The organism is Anabaena sp. CA = ATCC 33047 (assembly GCF_963870205.1).
Taxonomy (GTDB): Bacteria; Cyanobacteriota; Cyanobacteriia; order Cyanobacteriales; family Nostocaceae; genus Trichormus.
In genome coordinates, this window is the sequence record NZ_CAWMSA010000045.1 from 78916 (window position 1) to 98501 (window position 19586).

The following is a 19586-nucleotide window of genomic DNA, read 5'->3' on the forward strand; positions in this document are numbered from 1 at the left end:
TTTTTTCCAACTGTCGAACTCACGTTAAAATATGGTGCGATCGCCTAAAATTTTCAGTTTGTAGAGAGGGCTTTAGTCCTGATGCGTGTTTGCGTAGTCAAAGCAAGGACTAAAGTCCTTACTACAAACAAATTTGTGAATTTGGAATTGCTAGTTAGCTATAAGCCTCCATTGGTAGACAAGAACAGACAAAATTCCTGTCACCAAAAGCTGCGTCAATTCTCCCAACAATAGGCCAGAATTTATGTTCGCGTGTCCACGGTGCAGGATAGGCGGCTTGTTCACGGGAATAGGGATGAGTCCATTCGCCACTGATGAGACTTTCGGCGGTGTGGGGTGCGTTTTTCAAGAGGTTATCTTGAGCATCCATTTTACCTGATTCAATGGCGGCGATTTCTTGCCGAATCGCGATCAACGCATCACAAAAACGGTCTAATTCTTCTTTAGATTCGCTTTCTGTGGGTTCAACCATAATTGTACCCGCTACAGGCCAGGAGACTGTCGGCGCGTGAAAACCGTAGTCCATCAGGCGTTTAGCGATATCATCAATTTCGATGTTGGCGGATTTTTTGAGCGATCGCAAATCTAAAATACACTCATGGGCAACTAAACCATTCTGCCCTTTGTACAACACCGGATAGTAACTTTCCAATTTCTTGGCGATGTAATTAGCATTGAGAATTGCCACCTTAGTAGCTTGCGTCAACCCAGCCGCCCCCATCATCACAATATACATCCAAGAAATCACCAAAATACTCGCACTACCCCAAGGTGCAGCCGCCACAGCACCAAATTCGGAATTGGGTTGTTTCTCCCCAGTCCCCAATACCGGATGTCCTGGTAAAAATGGTACCAGATGGGCAGCAACACCAATAGGCCCCATACCAGGGCCGCCGCCACCGTGGGGAATACAAAAAGTTTTGTGTAAGTTCAAATGACAAACATCTGCGCCAATATCCCCAGGACGACAAATACCCACTTGGGCGTTCATATTTGCCCCATCCATGTATACTTGTCCGCCGTGACTATGAACTACAGCGCAAATTTCCTGAATGGCTGCCTCAAATACCCCATGAGTTGAGGGATAAGTCACCATCAACGCCGCCAGTTCATGACTGTGTTTTTCTGCCTTGGCTTTTAAGTCATCAACATCAATATTACCATCAGCATCACAGGCAACAGCTACTACCTTCATCCCACACATTACCGCACTGGCTGGGTTTGTACCGTGGGCTGAGGTGGGAATTAAACAAACATTGCGGTGGGCTTCTCCCCGGCTTTCGTGATAATGACGAATAACTAACAGCCCTGCATATTCCCCTTGCGAACCCGCATTAGGTTGCAGCGAAACTCCCGCAAAACCTGTAATTTCTGCTAACCAAGTCTCTAGTTGTTGGAAAAGAATTTGATAACCCAGTGTTTGTGATGGTGGTGCAAAGGGGTGTATCTTGCCAAATTCTGCCCATGTCACCGGAATCATTTCGGCAGTGGCGTTTAACTTCATCGTACAAGAACCCAAGGGAATCATTGATGTAGTCAAAGACAAGTCCTTGGTTTCTAACTTGTGCAGATAACGCAGTAACTCTGTTTCAGAATGATAGCGGTTGAAGACGGGGTGAGTTAGGTAGACGCTAATACGAGGGAGGAGGAGGTGGGGAGATGAGGAAGATGATAATTCTTCTGCGGTGAATGGTAAGTCATCTTGACCAGCGAAAATTTGCCAGAGGTCGATAATATCTTCTAGGGTGGTAGTTTCATCTAGGGAGATACCGACAGCCGTATCATCGAAAATTCGCAAGTTAATATTTCGGGCTTGGCAACCTGCTTTAATCGCTTCTAGATTTTGTTTAACTAATTCTACCCGCAGGGTGTCAAAGAAATAATCGGAACTAATTTTGTAACCCAGTCGCTTTAAACCATCTGCCAAAGTTACAGTTAGCTGGTGGATATTCTCGGCAATATTTTTTAATCCCTCTGGGCCATGATAGACGGCGTACATACCCGCCATTACTGCTAGTAACACCTGTGCTGTACAAATATTACTGGTGGCTTTTTCCCGACGGATGTGTTGTTCGCGGGTTTGTAAGGCGAGACGTAAGGCGGGTTTACCGTGAACATCTTTAGATACACCCACAATACGCCCTGGAACTTGCCGTTTATACTCTTCCTTGGTAGCAAAGTATGCCGCATGGGGGCCGCCAAAGCCCAAGGGAATACCGAAGCGTTGGGTGCTACCAACCGCAATATCAGCCCCAAATTCACCGGGGGGTGTGAGTAAAGTTAAACTTAAGGGGTCTGCGGCGACTGTGACTAATGCACCTTGAGTATGGGCTTGTTCAATAAAGGCGCGGTAGTCGTAGATAGTGCCATCACTGGCGGGGTATTGTAGAATTGCCCCAAAAATTGCTTGAGTAAAATCAAAGGTTTGATGGTCGCCGATGATAATTTCAATCCCCAAGGGTGCGGCACGGGTGAGCAACACGTCAATGGTTTGGGGATGACAGTCCCGTGATACAAAATAGGCGTTAGCTTTATTTTTGCATACACCGTAACTCATACTCATCGCTTCGGCGGCGGCTGTGGCTTCATCTAATAAGGAAGCGTTGGCAATTTCCAACCCGGTTAATTCAATAATCATAGTTTGGAAATTCAGCAGTGCCTCTAGCCGTCCTTGGGCAATTTCTGGCTGATAAGGGGTGTAAGCGGTGTACCAACCGGGGTTTTCTAGGATATTTCGCTGGATGACAGGGGGGGTGATAGCATCGTAATAACCCATGCCTATGTATGAGCGAAACACCTGATTTTTAGCAGCAATTTGTTTTAATTTTGCTAATGCGGCGTACTCAGTTTGTGCGGCTGGTAACTGTAGCGATTGATTGAGACGGATGGCTGTGGGTACTGTTTGATCAATGAGGTCATCTAGGCTGGAGAAACCTAATACCTCAAGCATTTGCTGGATATCTTCAGCACTAGGGCCTATATGTCTTTGTATAAAATTACTTAAAGTTTGATTTTTTTTGTCTAGGGAGTGGCGATGCCTGCGGCGGGCGTAGCCATCGCCTTCCTTGGCATATAGCTCATCACTAGACTGAGAAATAGAGGTAAACAATACCACAAACTTAAACTCCAGACGCTACTAATTCATATTTTGCAATAAATACATGGGACAAGTCGGAGTAGTTTATCGATTTATTCACATTTCATCTAGTGGGGAATAGGGAATGTTGACTGTTGACTGTTGACTGTTGACTGTTGACTGGGTAAAAGTTCTTCTCCCTCCGCTTCCCCTGCTCCCCTGCTCCCCTAATCAAGAGCTTCCTCATCTCCCCCTACTCCCCTTACTCCCTACTCTCCTTCCACCTCGGCGCGATACTCATCCGCCGTCAACGCATCATTGACTTCATCAGGATCATTGACGCGTACTTTAATAAACCAACCTTCGCCATAGGTATCATCTGCAACTGCTTCAGGGGATGCAATTAAAGCTTCGTTGCGTTCTATAACTGTGCCGGTAACTGGTGCATTCAAGTCTTCGACGGCTTTGACTGATTCAATTGAGCCAAATGTCTCTCCTTTGGTAATCAAGTCGCCAATCTCTGGCAGTTCTAAAAATACCACATCGCCCAATTGATCTACGGCAAACTCGGTAATGCCTATAGTGGCAATTTCCCCGTCTAGCCGTACATATTCATGCGTATCCAAATATTTCAAATCTTGAGGGTATTCAAATGACGACATTTCTGTTCCTCTGCAATATCAAAAATTTATCGCCCTAAAACTGAGGTGATATTCAGTCATTAACTGTAGATTGAGTATCTTACAACACACCCAAGAAATCAAGATAAAAATTGGCGGGGATATGGGGCGATATTTTAGGAATTGTGATTTTTGATGGTTGGCTTACCCCACAGGTACTTCTAGATTGAACTGGTTACATCACTCAAATGTCAGACTATGGCGGGTATTTGCTGGCAGTATCTACAGGAAAACTGCTTCTGAGCCAAGACTAAAACTTAGGGCGCAAAGCAATATATCTAGCCTATTGTACTTGACACGAGCTAGGGGTTTCCGCAGCCTACTAGCTCCTGACACTTGAATTCTACTGTGTATTCTTGGTCTTTAAAATTGGACTCCAGGATTTTACCGAAATTTCACTGATGCGTTCATCAGATTATGGTTATCTAGAAGATGCTACATAAATTTCAAATAATCCCATCTATAGATAGAGGATTGAATTGATGTAGTTAAGCCAGTAGTCTACTTTTCCTGCCATTACGGCTGGATTCTATCTGGTAGGCTTACTTTGTTCAGTTCCAGTGTGTTCCATCCAGTTGATAATTTACCCCTGTAATTTGGCGGGTGTTCAGCTTCCAGTATCGGAGGCGATCGCATGACATTTTATGCCAAAAATCTGACGACATCAAAGTTGTAACCAACAGCTACCGTGAGGTTGAAATGGAACACACAAAACCAAGAACAAAAATATCAATTAAAAATCCCGAATTCTTACTAATAGGAATCGGTGCCAGCTTAATAGCCATTCACCTCAGCTTATTTTGGAGGGAGAAAGATTCTGTCAGCGTTTGTCTATTTATTTTGTTTTGTGCAAATATCTGGTCTCTGCTGCAAGAAAAACGCCATAGCTTAAATTTAGAAAGTGGTTTTCTTGCTAGCACTTTAGGTTTTTTACTGATTGCATTTGTATTTATCAATAGTATATATAAGATAAATTTTACTGTTTTATTGGCACTCTCCCCTTTTATATCTGCTGTGGGATTGATTTTGCTAGCTTCTGGTTTTCAAGGATTAAAGCATTACTGGCTAGAATTATTGACAATATCCTTTTTTAGCCTACGCACCTTCATACCTTTAATTCAAAGTATTGATATATCGATTATTACAGCTAAATTTGCTGCTATATTGCTTTGGTACACAGGTTTTGATATCAGTATTTCTGGAGTTATTCTTAGTTTACCTACAGGGTCAGTAAAAGTATATAGTGGCTGCTCCGGTATGGTTCTTATATTAGATACTTTGAGTTTAGCAGTGCTTTTTTTGTGCATGTTTGAGCTAAGTTTAAAGCAAAAAATTATCGTACCATTGCTAGCTGCTACCCTCGCATTTATTATCAATGCAATACGTGTTTGCCTTATGGCTATTTTAGTAGCACAAGGTGATCAACAAGCATTTAATTACTGGCATGAAGGTGATGGTTCTCTATTGTTTTCGACGATTACTGCTTTTATTTTTTGTTGTTTCTGTTGGTTTATACTTAGCAGGAATCAAGTCAAAAATCAAAAATGTAAATAACTAAAGGCAATGTACTGGAAAAATTTTCGGGTTCACTTTTTAAATTTAACCTTTAGCGCAGGAATATTAGTTTCTGGATTACTGATTATATTTCCAAATTTTGGGCAACCGCAGAACAGAGCTTTTACTTTTCCTGAAGCAGTACCTTTACCACAATGGCGATTTAAATCTTCTCATACAACAGAACCACCTGTAGAAAAGTATCAACAACTGTTATCTCAAAGGAGTTATCAATATACAAATAATGGTCTAACCTTGTCCATAGAAATGCGTTATTTGCAAAATTTGTATCATGGAGATATTGATGCTTTAATTACAAAATACACCGCTATCAAGCCCTCAAGCATCCTGCGTTACCATAAAAGATTAGGCTATTACGGTGTAGGGGTAGATAAACAACAAGCCTATCTGAGTGCGTGTATTAACCCACAAGGCGGTAGCACCTTCACTCATGCACAGTATAGACATAACCTTTATTTTAATGGCATTAGTTTTGACCGATTACTGCCCGTATTGCAAGGGCATGAAGCACTCATAGATAAGCGTTGTCTTTGGTCACATTTGTCTATACCTTTACACAATTCTTCGCCAGAAAATACTTATGAAATTTTAGAGCAGGCTTGGTTTGCTTGGTATAATTGGTGGCAACCTAGATTTCCTAAGCCTGGAATTATATCCAATACAAATCTTTAAAAATTCTGAAATGTATGACTGATTTTGAGTTTTCCAAAGCCTTAGAAACAGAGTTTTCCAAATTAAAAAATTCTGTAGAATCTCTCAATTCTTCATTAGAATTTATCAGCCTGTTGCGAACCATTGGTTATGGGATGCTGCTACTGGCGTTTGTTGATTTAGTTGAGGCATTCGTTCCACCCAACTTTATGAACCCTGGTTGGGAATTTCAAACAATGGGGAGAATAGTAGAACGGGTTGCCGTACCTTTAATTGGGCTAGTATTTGTTTTTTCAGGGAAACTAGAAAAGCGATCTGCATGGGAAAGACGCTTTTTAGCATTGTTGTCTTACTTAACTTTGTTAGTGGGATTATTGTATATCTTGCTAGTGCCGTTAGGAGTGGTGAACACGATTAGGCTATATAACAATAATACTAATCAAATTACTAACCAATATAATCAGCAATTGTCCCAAGCTAATCAACTAGAAAAAAGACTGAGTGAAGCTACACCTCAAGAAATAGAAAATCTGCTGAGAAGTCAAGGTGGTTCATTAAATGGTAGAAACCCTGAAGAATTCAAAAACCAAATTGCTTCAAGTTTGACTCAAGCCAAACAGCAACTAAAAACGCAAGTGGAAACCACTAAATCTGCTGGTCGGCTGAGTTTATTTAGGAGTTCTGTAAAATGGAACTTAGGCGCGTTAATTTCTGCGGCATTGTTTATTACTTTTTGGCGGCGAACAGCTTGGGCTAGGAAAAATACCAGAGTTTAGATAATTAAGTGATAAAAGTTCAGGGATGTGCTTCCTGAACTTTTAATTCACCAGTCTAAGATGCAAGATTTTGGTTTTTCACAGTCTTGCTAAAGATGCGATAGTATAACCAAGTGCTAACTTCCTTGACAGGAAACAGCACATAAGTTAAAGGATTGATTGTCACAATAATATTGCGAAAATCGCGGCGGGCTAAAAATAAAATCATAGCAGCTACTTGCTGTGCTGACATCACGCCGTAAGGATTAAGTTGACTTTTAAAAGGCCCTAAAATTAATTTGCGAATTACACAATCACCATCCAAGCGTTTGAGAGTGACTAAATTACCCAAGGTGCGTTTACTCAGTTCATAAAGTGGACTCAAAGCTGGGGATACTTCAGCCTCAGAAGTATTTACCCAAATTTCCTTTGTGGCTTTTGCTTGTGGCCCTGTTACAGTGGTCAAAAATATATCCATTAACCGCAAGGCTGAAAAAGTATTCACTTCATAGGAGGAGTTAATGGCTTGTGATGTGCGGTTGGTGTAAACATTAACACCGTGATTAATAATCAAAATGTCTACTTTCGCTAAACTTTCTTGGAGTTCGGCTTCATTACCCAACTGCCAAGAAATCACTTTGAGCTTTGCATCTGTGGGTAATTTATCTGGGTTAGTAGTTATTGCCACAACTTTAGCATTATGCTTGAGTAGTTCCACCGTTAATGCTTGCCCCAAAGCACCTGATGCACCTGTGATGGCGATGGTTTTACCTTTAAGAGAAAGTGCTGTTCCCAGTATTTTATCTACCAAGGAAAATACTCCACTGTAGTAAGCGTTAACATCATCAAAATGGTGTCGCCAATGGTAAGTCCGATTTACAAACCACACAGAAGGAATTGTCTGTAAAGGCCCTGGTAAGTGATTATAGTCTGTGTCAATGATACCCTGGAAATAACGCCGGGAGGCACCGAATAAGAACGTGCCAGCATAGACTACTCCTAACCATAATCCCTGATGCTGCCCAAGTAAGGCAATTACAGTCAATAGGACTACTAACAGACTCGATTCCACAATGTCGTTGTAGAGCTGGGATTCTTGATAAATTTTCAAAGAAACTACCGACAAATCCCGGCGATATGCCATGTGGTGCTTGTTGTGCCATTTGCTTAACCAATTGACTTTGTGACACAACGCATGGTAGCTGTCTCTCAATATCTCAGCTAGCACTAGAGAGAAGAATCCCCAACTAGCAAACTGTAAGCAAGCATTTACTAGCACCCAATTAATTTGTAGCCTTGCCTCAATCTCAGTCAAGCTTTCAGCTAACATCTGCATCATGTCGTTTTATACACCACTTGTCTTAATCTTTGTTTATATTCTCATCAGAATAGATTAAGCCAGAGTTATAAAGCAAACGAAAATTGCAGGTTTTGCTAGTCTGTTGATGATGCGGGTTATGGGAAATTAGAGATTTACCATTTAACCCATAAGTAAAGGTACTGGGCTAGGTTAATCCATCAGATATCAAATAATCCATGATTATACATCGGCAAGATATTAAGAAATATTGCCAAATGTGTAAACTTTCAGTAAAAAATGTAACTTCATCTATCCCAAGAGGTAAAGTTAAGAATAGCTTAATAAATGGCTTTGACCATTAACAGTTAGTGCTTATTGCTGTCTGTACATCCAAGGACACTAATATGCAGTAGATAATCTGTCTAGAAACGCTGAAATATTTAGTGCCTGTAAAAACACGTAGAAATTAGTTGAACTAAATTTCATGTATACAAGTTTCAGATTGTTCAATCATTGTTGTCTTTGTTCCTGGTGTACAAGCACTATAAGCTAACGTGTCAGAGCACCTTTTCAGGTGGAATTTTAGTTAAATATCCTAATTTACATAACTCTGGCAATGCTTTTTACTCGTGGCAAAGTGTATAAAAATCAGCGTAGTATTCCAAAGAAAAATAACAGAGGCTTGATACCGGGAGCAGAAAATGAAACCATTGAAGACAAGGGTGTGAATTTAGGCTCGATGCAAGAATTGAATTCTAATCAAGATTCAATATTCAACTTGCAAGACATACTCATGTTCTTGTCAGACATTAGTGCATTTCCTATGGCTATTGTTTGTCTAGAAAGCCGGGAAATTTTATTTACTAATCAGCTATCAGCACAAGTTTTTGGTGTTGATGTTTGGCAACAATATGAAAATATAGTGTCAATTATTTATGATAATCCTAATTTATATAACTGGTTAAATAGGAATCGCCAAAGCGGCGATAGTCTGCGTAATTTGGCGGTAAAAATCAAAAATGATGGCAATACTTTAGCTGCAAAAATATCGGCGAAAGCGATTAATTACCAAGGTAAATTAGCTGCCTTATTTGTGTTTACAGATATTGGTGAGCCTCTGGAAGTGCAGCAAAGAAATCAGGAGGCGATCGCTACCCCCGTTACATCAGAAAATTCTCCCTCTGCCTGTGAAATTAATTACCAGCAATTTCAACAACGCTTGCAGCTAATGGAACGGGCGTTAGCTGCAAGCAGTAATGGGATTGTGTTGACAGACGCTACTCAAGCACATCATCCGATCATTTACGTCAATCTAGCTTTTGAGTCAATCACTGGCTACTCTAGCAATGAAGTAATTGGCCGCAACTGTCGTTTTTTACAAGGAAATGATACAGATCAACCAGCACTTCAAGAATTGCGTAGTGCCTTGCAAGAGCAAAGAGAATGTTATGTCATTTTAAAAAATTATCGTAAAAATGGTGATTTGTTTTGGAATGAACTCTACATTTCACCAGTGTTTGATGACTGTGGGCGTTTAACTAACTTTATTGGCGTACAAAACGATATTACGCAACACATACAAGCTGTAGAAGCATTACAGGAACGAGAAGAACAATATCGTTGCATTGTGGAAACAGCTACTGAAGGTATTTGGCTACTGGATCAAAATCACAAAACTACCTTTGTTAACCAACAAATGGCAGCGATGTTAGGCTACACCGTGGAAGAGATGCTAGGTAAAACGCTATTTTCCTTTGTGGATACCGCCGGCTTAGAACTTGTTCACAAATTCCTAGAACGCCGCCATCAAGGTATTGATGAAACCCACGATTTTAAATTCCGTTGTCAAGATGGCTCAGACTTATGGACAAGGATTTCTTGTACACCATTGTTTGACGAGCAAGGAAATTATAACGGAGCGTTGGGCATGGTGACAAACATCAGCGATGTCTACGACGAGCTTCGCTTACGCAAACGGGCAGAAGCCGCACTACAAGAAAGCAAACAACGTCTTGATGATCTTTTAAACTCTCTGGAAGATATCGTTTGGTCAATTGCAGCAGATACTTTTGAGACACTTTACATCAATCCCGCAGTTTATCAGATGTATGGTCGTTCCCCGTCGGAATTTATGGAAAACGCAAATCTTTGGTTTGAAATTATTCACCCAGAGGATCAACCATTGGTGAGCCAAGCAATTCCACCTTTGCTGTTAAATGGTAGTCAAGACGTAGAATATCGGATTATTAAACCTGATGGCGAAATACGCTGGGTGCGTACCCGTAGTCATGTAATTTACGACGCTAATGGTAAACCTATCCGCATTGAAGGCATCGCTACAGATATTAGTGATCTCAAATTTATGGAGGCAAAGTTAGTAGGTCATGCCTTCTATGATCATCTCACTGGACTGCCCAACCGAGTGTCATTTATGCACACCCTAGAGGAAGCGATCGCCCAAATTCAACAACACCCAGAGCAACTATTTGCCGTCCTATTTTTGGATCTTGATCGTTTTAAGGTCGTTAATGATAGTTTAGGACATTTAGTTGGCGATCAACTCCTGGTGAGCTTTGCTGAACGTCTCCAAAGCTGCTTACGTCCTGAAGATACCATTGCTCGCCTAGGTGGTGACGAATTTACCATCTTATTGTCTCATATTCAATCCATCGAAGAAGCCACCGGCATCGCTGAACATATTCATCAGGTATTGAAATCACCATTTAACTTAAATGGCTATGAAGTATTTACTACTACCAGTATTGGCATTGCCTTAAGTACAACTGGGTACACCCAACCCTCAGATTGGCTACGTGATGCTGATACTGCTCTTTACTCTGCTAAAGAACAAGGTAAAGCTTGGCACATGGTTTTTGATAATACCATGTATAACCGGGCTGTTGCACTTTTGCAATTAGAGACTGACTTACGCTGGGCAATTGAGCGTCAGGAATTAAGAGTTGCCTATCAACCCATTGTCTCAGTTGCCACCGGGAAAATCACGGGATTTGAAGCCTTAGTCCGTTGGCAACATCCAGAAAAGGGGTTAATTTCCCCCACCGAGTTTATTCCCGTAGCCGAAGAAACAGGACTGATTATCCCGATTGGTAATTTTGTCCTACGGGAATCTTGTCAACAATTAAGACAGTGGCAGTTAGAATTTCCTGACATTCCACCTTTAACCATGAGTGTCAACCTTTCCGGTAAACAATTTTCTCAAACCTGTTTAGTTGAGCAAATTGTGCAGATTTTACAAGAAGTTAACCTAGAACCGAGTAGCTTAAAACTGGAAATTACCGAAAGTGCCATTATGGCAAGCCCAGAACAAGCGGCTATCATTCTTCAACAATTTAAAGCTTTAGGAATCAAATTGTGCATTGATGACTTTGGCACTGGTTACTCATCTTTAGCTTATTTACATAATTTTCCCCTTGACATTTTAAAAATTGACCGTTCTTTTATTAATCGTATTGATCGGGATGGTGAGAGGTTGGCAATTGTTAAAGCCATAGTCACCTTAGCATCTAACTTGGAAATGACTGTGGTGGCTGAAGGACTAGAAACAATCAGCCAGTTGGTACAGTTGAGGTTATTAAAATGTGACGAAGCACAGGGATATCTGTTTTCTCCAGCTTTAAGTAGTGAAAAGATTAACTTATTATTGGCGGGAAAACGACGATTTTATCCAGACGCTGAGTAAGAGAGTTGAGGGGAGATGAGGGAGGTAAATCAATTCAAAATTCAAAATTCAAAATTCAAAATTCAAAATTCAAAATTCAAAATCCAAAATTCAAAATCCAAAATTCAAGAGTTTCTGGGGAAACATCTCCTCCGCTCCTCTGCTCCTCTGCTCCTCTGCTCCTCTGCTCCTCTGCTCCTCTGCTCCTCCGCTTCCTCCGCTCCTCCGCTTCCTCATCCCCAATCCCTTTGAGTAACTAGAATCTGTCTAGCAAACATTCAGCAATTCGGCGTGCTGCGCCTGGTTTACCCATCCTACGTTTACCATTTTCGGCAATGATGTACAGTCTGTCGGGGTTGGTAAAGAGCGATCGCACTTCTTGGGCAACTTGTGCGGCATCCTCGACTAAAATCAAAGATAAACCTAAGAGTCGGCTTTGGGCTTCGGCGAAAGCGGGGTTAAATTGTGGCCCCTCTCCGGGAATAGCGATCGCAGGTTTGCCTAAACCGATAAACTGTTCTGTAGCTGTTCCTGCCATTGCGATCGCCACATCGCCCCAGTGTAAACATTCGTTATATGCTTGTTGTGTCAAAATTAAATAGGCGTTTCTTTGCTGGAAGATTACAGCATTATCATCGGGTAGAGGAAGCGGTGATACTGTGTCGAGTCGCCAACCTTGAGACTGCACACTTTTAGCGAGGATATCAGTATCTAATCCCGGTGCGATCGCTCCTAAAAATACCACCCTACCAGAATTCGGTACATAAGAATCTCGTTCCTGAAAACTCGCCATCAATGCAGACACCGCCACCATAATCATTTCCCAATTTTGATAAGCTTCCGGCGCACGCGAACCCGGAAGGAGAGTAATCACCAAAGGTCTAGCTATTTCTTGTTTTTGGGCATCAAGACTATAAAATTGTTGAGTAGTTAACCTCGGTTCTAAACCATCCATCATCGGGTTTCCCATATCAAAAGCCGGAATTGCCCACTGACTTAATATTTTTGTTGTCAACCCATCCCTAGGAAACACCGCCCGACAACGGCGACGACTCATTAACCACCTTTCCCAAGGATGGTAAATCGAACCAGAAAAATTTTCCCAACGGGCTGCTGTTGATTTCCTGGGTAAAATTCCCACCTCATCCCTCACATAATATTCTGACTTCGCCGTACCCACAAAACCATAGTTAGCACCACTAACAAAAGCAAACAATAACGGTACAATATCCCCCACCGCCAAAATCGCCGGCTTGTTACCTAATTTTTTTTGAGAACTCACCCAACGGCGCACCGCTTGAATTTGACTCCCAGTCAGTTGAATTAAACCACCGCGTACATCCCGCGCCAACTGTCGCCCATCCATATATATAAACCCGCCAGAGGGCATAGTTCGCACAGCACCAATCAGGGGAATATCTAACTGTTGATAAGCCCGTCCTTCACCCACCAAAGGTAAAGCAAAAATATCTGGTGGGTGGGATTGTTGTAACAATTCTTGCAAAATGCGGACAGCAATTACATCTTCCCCATGACCATTACTTAATACCAACAACTGCAACCGAGAACTAGGGGTGGGCGTATTGGCTAGGGATAAGCGGGAGATATCACTCATTTCAAAATTGTTGATGGTTGATAGTTGATGGTTGATTGGGAAATTTTAACGCTAACAGGTGTGACTGTCATTCGTGGCTAGGGAAACATTACCCTAGTTAAAGGCTGATAAGAAACAAAATCTCAAAATTAACGGTCTGTTTAGGTAATTCGTAATTTACGCCCTGTGTAACTTTATCTCAAACCTAACCCCCAACTCCTTCCCTGCAAGGGAAGGGGAGCAAGGATCAAAGCCTCTCTCCCGGTGGGGGAGAGGTTTGGAGAGGGGTCAAAATAATTAAGTTTTACATTCCGAAATAAGTTAAAATTATGCGTGTTTCTTCTACTACAATTCTGACTTTAGCTACTTTGGCGGCTGGTAATGTAACTCAACAAGCCATAGCTGCACCTGCTACAACCTCAACTCAGGCAGAGAACAAGCAAAATTTAGTAGTGCCAGTAGTGGAAGAAAACACCGCACCGATAACAACTATAGCTGTACCAGAAACCGAGATTACTCCCCAATTTTCTCAATCTACAGTCATAGCGCAAAAACCTATAGTTCTTTCTCCTGTACCTCCGGTTACGGTATCAGCCCCCAAACCTACCACAGCAGAAAGCGGTTTAGTGGTGATAGCTACCGATGTGCAGATAGTAGGCGCAACACCGGAATTACAGCAAATCATTCGCCAAGTAATTAAAACCCAAACTGGGGGAGAAACCAGCCAAAGCCAGTTACAAAAAGATGTCGAGGCGATTTTGCAGACTGGTTTATTCGTGAATGCAAACGTTAATAGCCGCACTACTGCATCAGGATTGAATGTAGTATATCAAGTGCAACCAGTGATAGTGCGATCGCTCCAACTCAACGAAGCTAAAGCCCTTACCTACCAAATAGCCCTCAAACCCTTTCAATCACAAATCGGAAAACCCATCAGCCCCGCAGGACTCAAGCAAGCAGTTGCACAAGTAAATAAATGGTACGCTGACAATGGTTATAACTTAGCGCGGGTACTATCAATTAAACCTAACGCTGAAGGTATCCTCACCGTCAACGTTGCCGAAGGCTTAGTTAATGATATTCAATTCCGCTTTTTTGACGAAGACGGTAAAACCATTACAGGACGTACAAAAACCGAATTTTTAAAACAACAACTGCAACTGAAAACCGGGCAAGTCTTCCAAGAAAATCTTGTCAGACAAGACGTTCAGAAATTATACCGAACCGGCTTATTCCAAAGTATCAATGTTAGCTTTGAAGGCGATGCAAGTAACCTAGATGTAATTTACGAACTCAAAGAAAATGGAGCGCGTGCGATTAACTTAGGTGGTAGTTACAACGGTGATGTAGGATTAATCGGGACTTTAAACTATCAAGACCAAAATATTGGCGGCAGGAATGATACTTTAAATGTCAACGTCGGCTTAAGTAGCCGTGATTTACAATTTGATAGTAAATTTATTAGTCCGTATCGTGCAAATAACCCGAACCGTCTAGGGTACAGCGTGAAAATCTTCCGTAACCGAGAACTGTCACAAACCTTTGATGATGAGATTAAATTAGCTAACGGTGATAAAGTGCGGGAAGGTAAGATTGGTGGAAGTATTAGCTTACAAAGACCGATGGATGATTGGGATACTTCCCTAGGGTTGAATTATACCCGTACCAGCATCCGCGATCGCCAAGGTAATATTAGCCCCACCGATAGCAAAGGAAACCCCCTTTCCGCCAGTGGTACAGGCGTTGATGATTTAGCTACAGTATCATTTACCGCCACCAAAGACCAACGCAATAACCCCATCAACCCCACCCAAGGTTCCGTACTGCGTCTGAGTACAGAACAATCTGTACCTATAGGACAAGGTAACATTTCCATGAATCGCCTCACCGCCGATTATACCCGGTACGTCCCAGTACAACTATTCAACACTGAACAACCCCAAGTATTTGCCTTAAACGTGCAAGCTGGTACCGTTCTAGGCAACTTACCACCTTACGAAACCTTTAAATTAGGCGGTTCTAACTCTGTACGTGGTTACAACGCTGGAGACGTAGGAAATGGACGCAGCTACGTACTAGCCTCCGCAGAATATCGCTTTCCCATCTTACCCATTGTTGGCGGAGTAGTATTTGCTGACTTTGCCTCAGACTTAGGTTCAGGAGACACCGTTGTAGGAGATCCCGCAGGAGTACGCAACAAACCCGGTACAGGCTTCGGTTACGGCGCAGGAGTCCGACTAAACTCCCCCTTGGGCTTAATACGTGCCGACTACGGCATCAATGACCAAGGAGAAAGTAGAGTACACTTAGGCATAGGTCAACGGTTTTAAACCACCTCAAAAACCCAAATCAACAGCAATGCGATGGGCGCAAGCAAACCCAGAAAAAGCCACAGCATTCAAACCCTGACCGGGAAACGTACTATCCCCCACACAATAAAGCCCAGAAATAGATGTACGATTAAAAGGCATACCCAACAACCCCCATAACTTGCGCCGGGGTATAGGCCCGTAACTCCCATCAACACGCCCCAAAAAACGGCGATGGGTGCGCGGTGTTCCCACCTCCAGATAATCTAAACCCCCATCTAACCCTGGAAAAATCTGTTCTAGTCGGTCAATAATGCGCCAAGCTGCCGCTTCTTTCTTAACTTCGTACTCCTGAGCAGACATTCCTTGCCAATCATCAATCCAGTGGGGAGTGAAAGCGTGAATGATATGATAACCCTCTGGAGCTAAATTTGGGTCAAGCAAAGTAGGAATAGAGACAAACAGCGTTCCTTCCGGTGCCATCATCTTATGCCAATCTTCCAAAATAATATGATGGCATTCTGTCCCAGTCGGCAAAACTGACTGTTTTACCCCTAAATGCAGACTCAAAAAACTCGGAGATTTTTCATAACGTTGCTGCCAATTTTTCTCATTACGGGGCATCTTTTCTACGGGTAGCAATTTTTCAAAAGTATCCCAACGCGTAGCATTCGACACTATACGCTTACCGTAATAAGTTGTACCATTAGCTAACTGCACACCAACAGCCCGCCCGTTTTCGGTGAGGATTTTTGTAACCTTAGCTTGGTATTTAATCGTACCCCCAGCTTTTTCTAAACCCTGGACTAATTTTTGGGCAATTTGTCCGACTCCGCCTTTGGGATAGTTGACACCGCCGTAATGTCTGTCAGAAAATACCATTCCCGCATTAATCATCGGTGTCATATCTGCTGGCACTACAGACCAGCAGTAACATTCCATATCGATAAATTTTAATAGTTGGGGGTCTTGAATGTAACGCCGGGCGACATCACCAGCATTCAGAGGTAGGTACTTAGCTAAACCGAGACAAGCCAAAGGATGCTGCAAAAATACCCGCAGCAAATACCGAGGTTCTTCTAGTGATAGTAAATCTATCTGGTTGAGACAGTTGAAAACACGCCAACATTCGTTATAAAAGCGACGAATGCCTGTGGACTCATGAGGAAAGTAAGCAATAAGATTTTGCAAAAATTTGTCATAATCTCGCTCAACTTTCAAATTTAGACCTTGCGGTAGGTGATAATGAATCTGTACAGGGTCAGGGATGGTTTCTAAGCTAGTATTCACGGCACTCAGGGCGCGAGTTAGTAAGTTTGTCGTGCCTTTGTTTCCGAATCCGAATATCATCGATGCTCCTACATCGAAGCGATAGCCTTGGCTCTCAAAGCTCCCAGCACTACCCCCTGGGATTAAATAGCTTTCCAATACCAGGACTTGCGCGCCTTTGGCTGCTAGTTGGGTTGCTGTCACCAAGCCACCAATGCCAGATCCAATCACAATCACATCAAATACAGAAGATGGGGGAGTGCTGAAATTGGTGAACATAGGGACAGGAAATACAAAATATTAATTAAGAAAATCGTATTCTATATTACTTTGGTTTAGGTCTATTCTAGGTTTTCTGAATATAAAGAGAGATTTTTTGCAGGTTTCCCATTGTTCAGCACACAAAAAAGAGGGACAAGCCTGCTACCGCCGGCTAATCCCGTCTGCCGATCCTTAAAGAGAGGAGAACACTGATTAACAATATACCCTTGGTTGAGAATGCCTGTCAACTATTAATGCAAATCTTTTGCAATAAATTTTGTAAGTGCTGATTTTACCTGTTAGCATAACGCAGGAAAGAGTATGATGATGTTTCAGTTCTTGTAGAATAAAAGGCGGCTATTTTTAGCTATGGCGGTACAACTGCGCGTTTACGTTCCACCCCATCCTTTAATCAAGCACTGGCTAGCAGTTGCCCGTGATACTGCTACACCCTCAGTGTTATTTCGTAGTGCCATGACCGAGTTAGGGCGGTGGCTAACTTATGAAGCTGCGCGGGAATGGTTGCCGACGCAAGATATTATGGTACAAAGTCCTTTGGATAGTAGCCCTGGTACGGTGATTAATCCAGAGATACCTGTGGCAGTGGTGCCGATTTTACGGGCGGGGTTAGGGTTATTAGAAGGGGCGCAAACTATACTACCCTTAGCATCGATTTATCATCTGGGCTTGGTGCGAAATGAAGAAACCCTAGAAGCTTCTTGTTACCTGAATAAATTGCCAGAAAAGTTTGACCCCCAAACCAGAGTTTTAATTACTGATCCGATGTTAGCTACAGGTGGGTCAATTATGACGGCAATGGCAGAATTGACAAAGCGGGGTGTTGATCCAGCTTTAATCAGGATTGTGTGTGTAGTAGCGGCACCACCAGCTTTACAAAAATTGAGTAATGCTTATCCAGACTTGGTGATATACACTGCCACAATTGACGAAACGGTGAATAGCAAAGGGTATATTGTACCCGGACTAGGAGATGCAGGCGATCGCATCTTTGGGACATAAGTTAGTATGCAGCTAAGGGAGGACAATAGCTTAATGGATGTACAGGTTGCAAAGTTGCTTTAAGGGGTAAAGTTATGAGTCAGCGTGATGGTTTCGCCAGTGGTTTTTTCGCTGGGGCAATCTTTGGGGGCGTAGTCGGGGGCATTTTGGGGGCTGTGATTGCCTCTCGCCGTGATGAAGAAGTAGAAGAGGGTACACAACTGATTAATGGCCCCGCAGAAAATCAGAAAGTTGCCAGCAAACGCCGTCAGATGATATCTTCCGAAGGTGAAGATATGGAAATGGAAACTGCCAGGCGATCGCTCGAAGATAAAATTGCCCAGTTGAATGCCACAATTGATGAAGTCAGAAAACATCTAGGCAATGTCAACGGCGGTTCCACTCAATCTGTAAATGACCGTTCCCTCAGCCAAGATTCTTAAATCGGTTGCAGTTACACCACTCCCCACTCCCCACTCATGTCGGTTAACACGGTAACTCTCCGCATACGTCATGACTGGGACTAAATTAAAATCTATAGTAAGACCGCTTTAAACACTTAACAGGAAACTCACCAATCCATGTATTTACTGATTAATACGTTAGTTGCTTTCATTTCTATTTACAACACCTTGCTCATTATCAGGGTGCTGCTGACTTGGTTCCCCAATATCGACTGGTATAACCAACCATTTGCCGCTTTAAGCCAAATCACAGACCCCTACCTGAATTTATTCCGTTCTATTATTCCTCCCTTGGGCGGTATGGATTTTTCACCCATTCTCGCCTTTATAGCACTCAGCTTAGTCGGTGATCTCTTGAGAAGCCTAACTAGCTTGCCATTTGTACAAGGTTTTTAAGTCATATCTTGCACCATTCTCAATCAGCTTAAGGTGGGCATTGCTAACAACTTAAAACTAAGGCTTTGAGCCACTTCCCAGCGATGCCCACCCTACAAACATGATCATCAAGGAACAGGTGCAAGATGTGTGTTAACTTCTACCTCAAATAGCCTTTGTAGAGACGTGAAGATTCCACAACGTCTCTACAATTTTTGCTTTTTTTCCTACTTACGGATTTTAGCACTAAATCCAGAAGCTTTAAACTGCTTCAGCTTGAGCGGTACAGGCTGATTAGCAGGTACAGAAATTCTTAATTCAAAATCACTCACCCCTGGTGGAACTTCGGCAATAGAACCTAGACGGGTGCGATTTTGTAATACAGGGTCATTGTTAGCATCATAGACGCGACCATAGATATCTGCATCGTAGACGGTTTTATAAGTGCTGTTATTTGCCTTACCAGTGACAATAAAGCAATTAGCCGCACCACTACCGCTACTGGTAACAGCACCTTGTGCCAATTCTGGGGGACACTCCTTATATGATATGTCAGATAGTTTAATCTGAGTCAAAGCTACAGCCACAGGAGTCCATAC

At 42.4% G+C, this 19586-nt stretch carries 14 protein-coding genes; 8 read left to right on the forward strand and 6 right to left on the reverse strand.

The features are described 5' to 3' along the window. Positions 1 to 154 precede the first annotated feature (154 nt). Together gcvP and gcvH are read right to left on the reverse strand one after the other, a co-directional pair. Entirely contained in the window at positions 155 to 2992 is a 2838-nt protein-coding gene (gcvP, locus tag AACS98_RS14910; RefSeq protein WP_232317158.1) for an aminomethyl-transferring glycine dehydrogenase, read from the reverse strand. A gap of 353 nt (positions 2993 to 3345) precedes the next feature. Continuing rightward, complete coding sequence (gene gcvH / locus AACS98_RS14915) at positions 3346 to 3738, reverse strand: glycine cleavage system protein GcvH (RefSeq protein WP_066381177.1); 393 nt, start codon at positions 3736 to 3738, stop codon at positions 3346 to 3348. Between the two features lie 717 nt (positions 3739 to 4455). Here gcvH and crtA point away from each other — a divergent pair. The 3 genes from crtA to hpsJ-A are packed head-to-tail and all read left to right on the forward strand — an operon-like array spanning position 4456 to position 6758. Then, entirely contained in the window at positions 4456 to 5310 is an 855-nt protein-coding gene (crtA, locus tag AACS98_RS14920; protein ID WP_066381179.1) for a cyanoexosortase A, read from the forward strand. A 9-nt stretch (positions 5311 to 5319) separates the two neighbouring features. Beyond that, the gene (locus AACS98_RS14925) at positions 5320 to 6003 is read left to right on the forward strand and encodes a cyanoexosortase A system-associated protein (RefSeq protein WP_066381183.1); all 684 of its coding nucleotides are present in this window, start codon (positions 5320 to 5322) and stop codon (positions 6001 to 6003) included. A gap of 14 nt (positions 6004 to 6017) precedes the next feature. After that, positions 6018 to 6758, forward strand: coding sequence for an HpsJ-like protein, cyanoexosortase A-associated (gene hpsJ-A / locus AACS98_RS14930; RefSeq protein ID WP_066381184.1), 741 nt, complete (start codon positions 6018 to 6020; stop codon positions 6756 to 6758). Between the two features lie 55 nt (positions 6759 to 6813). Here the strand turns inward: hpsJ-A and AACS98_RS14935 are convergent, their stop codons facing one another. Then, the gene (locus tag AACS98_RS14935) at positions 6814 to 8076 is read right to left on the reverse strand and encodes a bifunctional sterol desaturase/short chain dehydrogenase (RefSeq protein ID WP_066381185.1); all 1263 of its coding nucleotides are present in this window, start codon (positions 8074 to 8076) and stop codon (positions 6814 to 6816) included. Positions 8077 to 8653: 577 nt separating this feature from the next. On the opposite strand from AACS98_RS14935, the gene AACS98_RS14940 reads away from it, so the two are divergent. Next, entirely contained in the window at positions 8654 to 11737 is a 3084-nt protein-coding gene (locus AACS98_RS14940) for a sensor domain-containing protein (protein ID WP_066381187.1), read from the forward strand. Between the two features lie 235 nt (positions 11738 to 11972). Here AACS98_RS14940 and AACS98_RS14945 read toward each other — a convergent pair whose 3' ends face one another. Next, positions 11973 to 13331 (reverse strand): lipid-A-disaccharide synthase-related protein, encoded by a 1359-nt coding sequence (locus AACS98_RS14945; protein WP_066381188.1) that lies wholly within the window; start codon positions 13329 to 13331, stop codon positions 11973 to 11975. Between the two features lie 308 nt (positions 13332 to 13639). Here AACS98_RS14945 and AACS98_RS14950 point away from each other — a divergent pair, with 308 nt between their 5' ends. Then, positions 13640 to 15640, forward strand: a complete 2001-nt coding sequence (locus tag AACS98_RS14950) for a BamA/TamA family outer membrane protein (protein WP_066381190.1) — start codon at positions 13640 to 13642, stop codon at positions 15638 to 15640. A 6-nt stretch (positions 15641 to 15646) separates the two neighbouring features. On the opposite strand, the gene crtH is transcribed toward AACS98_RS14950, so the two are convergent. After that, complete coding sequence (gene crtH / locus AACS98_RS14955) at positions 15647 to 17167, reverse strand: carotenoid isomerase (protein WP_066381192.1); 1521 nt, start codon at positions 17165 to 17167, stop codon at positions 15647 to 15649. A 351-nt stretch (positions 17168 to 17518) separates the two neighbouring features. Between crtH and upp the strand changes: the two genes are divergently transcribed. The 3 genes from upp to AACS98_RS14970 all read left to right on the forward strand — a co-directional run bounded on the left by upp (position 17519) and on the right by AACS98_RS14970 (position 19008). Continuing rightward, a complete protein-coding gene (upp, locus tag AACS98_RS14960) occupies positions 17519 to 18169 on the forward strand; it encodes a uracil phosphoribosyltransferase (protein ID WP_066381194.1) in 651 nt (216 codons plus the stop codon). 74 nt (positions 18170 to 18243) lie between these two features. Then, positions 18244 to 18591 (forward strand): hypothetical protein, encoded by a 348-nt coding sequence (locus AACS98_RS14965; protein WP_066381195.1) that lies wholly within the window; start codon positions 18244 to 18246, stop codon positions 18589 to 18591. A 138-nt stretch (positions 18592 to 18729) separates the two neighbouring features. Then, positions 18730 to 19008 carry a YggT family protein gene (locus AACS98_RS14970; RefSeq protein ID WP_066381196.1) on the forward strand — a complete coding sequence of 93 codons (279 nt, stop codon included), beginning with the start codon at positions 18730 to 18732 and terminating at the stop codon, positions 19006 to 19008. Positions 19009 to 19214: 206 nt separating this feature from the next. Here AACS98_RS14970 and AACS98_RS14975 read toward each other — a convergent pair. Further along, the coding region (locus tag AACS98_RS14975) for a hypothetical protein (RefSeq protein ID WP_066381198.1) at positions 19215 to 19586 on the reverse strand (372 nt) is incomplete at its 5' end.